The sequence below is a fragment of the bacterium genome (assembly GCA_040755795.1).
GTDB lineage: Bacteria > UBA9089 > CG2-30-40-21 > CG2-30-40-21 > SBAY01 > JBFLXS01.
The window spans coordinates 1-1488 of sequence record JBFLXS010000659.1; the positions used below are offsets into that span (position 1 = coordinate 1).

The following is a 1488-nucleotide window of genomic DNA, read 5'->3' on the forward strand; positions in this document are numbered from 1 at the left end:
GCCAAAGGTCCTACCTTATCGAAATGTAGTTGTAGCCACCAGGAAAAAATTAACCAGTCGTCGTAACCTATAGAAATTAAAAGGGTTAAAGAGTATAATTGTTGTTTAAAATTTTGGAACATCCGTTAAAATCTTGTAAATCCTGTAAATCTGCGTCCCATTAATTTTCATCGTCATTTGTGAGTCAGAGACTCATGAGCGTTTCTCCTCCATTTTATCCGTGTTAATCAGTGGCTGAACAGTTACAAGATGCCTTACTCAGGTAAGAAGTCCATACGCAGAGAAATGCGGTGGGTATCGCCTAAGTTACCATAGGGGGCAAAACCATAATCGAGCGCATAATTCATTACTTTTAATCCCACACCACCAGAGAATCCAGAACCAATATCCGGGTCTGTTCGATACCCGGCGCGTAATGCCAGGGCATCTATCAATTGATATTCAACTCCAAGCCGTAAATTCATCTCATTATCCACAGGTTTATTTGCATCAAGGGCAATGAGCAACCGTTCATCAAGTAATTTTACCGACATCCCGGCTTTTATGTTTATGGGCAAATCAGATTTTTCTTGAATAAATTTTAGCCCGGAACCTACATTTTGAAGGCATAAACCAAAGGAGAGGTTATCAATCGATGTTTTATAAAAGGTGCCAAAATCAAATGCTATTGTAGAGGCATCCTCTTGTTCTATTTTTTCATAGATAATCTTAAGATTTGCCCCAACAGAAAGTCTATCATTCCAGGGATGGGCATAAGAAATGGTCAGACAGGAATCCGAGGCAGTCCAATCCGGTGCAGGCTTATTTCCTACCAGACTGCCTTTTATATCACCCATATGGAGATAGGCTAAACTTCCACCAAGGACTCCACCCCACCACATCTGCTGAGCATAACCAAGATATTCATATTTTATCGATTGAAACCATTGATTATGCATGGCAGTCAAAGAAATAGTTCCGGCATAGACTAAGCCTGCAGGGTTATAATTGATGGTATTGACATCATCTCCTACGCCAGCAAAGGCACCGGCTAAAGCCCCCTGTCTTGCCCCAACATCTAACTTTAAAAAATTAGCACAGGTTTCCCCGGTATACTTATCCTGGGCATTGACAGGATAAGCAAGCAACAGACTTATTATCATAATCAATAAATTTACCTTTGGCATTTTTTGTATTTCCTTTTCGTGAGTAATCAGAAACCAGAAACCAGTAACCAGAAACCAGAAATCAGAAACCAGAAACGAGATTATTCAGAATTAGATAGTCCCCTAATCATACTCGTAATTTCTCTCCCCTCCATTCTCAATTCTAAATAAACTATATTATCTATTAATTTTTGTCTTTTCAAAACATTAAAAATAGGTAACCGTTCAGGGCTATACATTAGAAGTGTAAACAAGGAGAAATGGGGAAAAGGGAGAATTGGAGAAATGGCTCAAACTTTTTCTTGCTCCACCCTTCGGACATCAATCCTGGAGTCTGCGAAAT

General features: G+C 39.4%; 1 protein-coding gene. It reads right to left on the reverse strand.

What is annotated here, in order from left to right:
• Nucleotides 1–254 precede the first annotated feature (254 nt).
• The gene (locus AB1414_20690; GenBank protein MEW6609828.1) at nt 255–1166 is read right to left on the reverse strand and encodes a PorV/PorQ family protein; all 912 of its coding nucleotides are present in this window, start codon (nt 1164–1166) and stop codon (nt 255–257) included.
• Between the last annotated feature and the right edge of the window lie 322 nt (nt 1167–1488).